Below are 2,595 nucleotides of genomic sequence, written 5' to 3' on the forward strand. Positions count from 1 at the left end.
GTAGATAATTATCAAGAATACTTACCTAACTATTTTCCATTGCCGCATCCAAGTCCGAGAAATCGGTTTTGGTTGACTCGGAATCCATGGTTTGAGAAGGAGGTTGTGCCGGAGTTGAATCTAGCAATCAAAGCTATCCTGAATTCTTAAATTGGATTATAAATAATTTTCAATTAGGCTTGTTGATCTTTATGATGGAATCTGTGCTTTTTAGATAATCTATTTTTGATTTCATTTCATAATTTCCAATCGATTCAATTGTTGGGGATTCTACCTCTTTAAGTTGGCAAATTCTGACAGATTTCATTATTTCTAAAATTAGAATTATTATTATAAATAAATAAGTAAAAGTTTTCCCAGGTGTATTCATGATTTTCCATTTTAACGCTAAAATAAATCGGTGCACAGAATATTACTGTGACGTGACTTGACCCAAATTATGGTTTAGCTAATCTTTTTGATTATCAAAGAACATGAATTTTTGAAAATTTCATAACAAACTTTGTTAGGTTTTGTAAATTATCAATTTCTTTTTGACACTAAATATATTGCGCTTTCCTAGAAGGCCTAATCTTAATATTTAGTGGTATTTTTGGATAAAAGAATATAACCTTAGAAGTACTTGTCACTTCAAATACTTTTTAACTTAAAACTTATACAAATGGAAGATAAAGTCATCACGCACTGGAAAGGCAACTCACAATTTGAATCCGATAACCCAAGCGGAAAAACCCTTTTTATGGATACGTCTGAAGAGCACGGCGGGCATAATTCTGGATTACGCCCAAAAGCTATGATGCTTTCTGCTTTGGCGGGATGTTCAGGATTAGACGTGGTATCTGTTTTGGACAAAATGAAAGTTCAGATTTCAGATTTCAGAATGGATACTTATGGCCAATTGACCGAAGAGCATCCAAAAATTTACCATACCGTTTCTGTAGAATATCACTTTTATGGCGAAAACTTAAACGAAGATAAAATTAAAAAAGCAGTCGATTTATCCATCGAGAAATATTGTGGCGTTATGGAAATGTTTAGGAAATTTGCGAAAGTAAACACGTCAATACATTATCATAATAAATAAATAGTTTAGATCAAGACCTGACAGGTTTTTACTTGTCCGCCGAAGCTTCAGCGCAGGCGGAAAACCTGTCAGGTCTAATAAATACTAAACTTGAAACATTTCAAACCCGAAACTTGAAACTAAAAAATGCGTTGGACTCTAAAACCAAAACCAGAACTTTCTAAAGTAAAGCATTTGAGTGAGGCACTTCAAGTGGAGGATGCCATTGCGTCCTTATTGCTTTCACGTGGCATTGAGACTTATGAAGACGCCAAACAGTTTTTTAGGCCAAGTCTTAATGAATTGCACGATCCTTTTTTAATGAAGGATATGGACAAGGCCGTGGAACGCATTGAAAAAGCATTTGCCGACGGCGAAAACATTTTGGTATTTGGCGATTATGACGTGGATGGAACGAGTTCAGTGGCCTTAATGTCGTCCTATCTGAAAACAAGAACAGATGCTGTAGCCACTTATATTCCTGATCGTTATGAGGAAGGTTATGGCGTTTCTATAAAAGGAATTGATTTTGCACATGACAATGATGTTTCGCTGATTATAGCGCTCGATTGTGGTATCAAAGCGATTGATAAAGTTGCTTATGCTAAAGAGAAAGGTATCGATTTTATCATTTGCGACCATCACAGGCCAGGTGCCGAACTTCCTGATGCCGTTGCTATTTTAGATCCAAAACGAGACGATTGTTCTTATCCTTATGATGAGTTGTGCGGTTGTGGCGTGGGTTTTAAATTGGTTCAGGCCTTAGCTTCTAGAGACGGCAAAACCATTGAGGATTTAATCGAATATCTGGATTTGGTTGCTATGGCGATTGGTGCCGATATCGTTCCTATTACTGGAGAAAATAGGATTTTGGCTTATTTTGGATTGCAAGTGATTAACCAAAATCCGCGTGCAGGAATTAAAGCCATTATTGATCAGACTAAAAAAACGGAGTTGACCATAACCGATGTCGTTTTTATTGTGGCGCCAAGAATAAATGCCGCAGGACGAATGCAACACGGGAATCATGCCGTGGCTTTGCTGACTGAAGAAGATGCTGAACTTGCAAAAACCTACGCGCTTCAAATTGAACAATTCAACACCGACCGAAAAGAAGCTGATCAGCTCATTACTCAAGAAGCCTTAATGCAAATTGAAGAATCTGAGGAGCACGAACGCTTCACTTCGGTTGTTTATCAAGAATCTTGGCACAAAGGCGTGATTGGTATTGTGGCGTCGCGTTTGATTGAAACGTACTACCGACCAACTTTGGTGTTTACTAAAAGTGGCGATAGATTGGCCGCTTCCGCACGATCTGTATCTGGATTTGACGTGTACAATGCCTTAGAAGCGTGCAGTGAACATATTGAGCAGTTTGGCGGTCATAAATATGCCGCAGGTTTAACGCTCAAGGAAGAAAACTATGAAGCGTTTAAACAAGCATTTGAAGATGAGGTTTCCAAAACCATCGATCGGGCGTTGTTGGTTCCAGAAATCAGAGTGGATATGCCCATCGATTTGAAAGATATTAC

At 37.9% G+C, this 2,595-nt stretch carries 2 protein-coding genes and 1 pseudogene; all 3 read left to right on the top strand.

What is annotated here, in order from left to right:
- A pseudogene (locus ABIQ28_RS09045) lies at positions 1-150 on the top strand (uracil-DNA glycosylase family protein); the annotation flags it as partial.
- 511 nt (positions 151-661) lie between these two features.
- Complete coding sequence (locus ABIQ28_RS09050) at positions 662-1,084, top strand: OsmC family protein (RefSeq protein ID WP_348036563.1); 423 nt, start codon at positions 662-664, stop codon at positions 1,082-1,084.
- A gap of 126 nt (positions 1,085-1,210) precedes the next feature.
- The coding region (gene recJ, locus ABIQ28_RS09055) for a single-stranded-DNA-specific exonuclease RecJ (RefSeq protein ID WP_348036564.1) at positions 1,211-2,595 on the top strand (1,385 nt) is incomplete at its 3' end.

The organism is Gelidibacter sp. (assembly GCF_039916245.1).
Taxonomy (GTDB): Bacteria; Bacteroidota; Bacteroidia; order Flavobacteriales; family Flavobacteriaceae; genus Gelidibacter.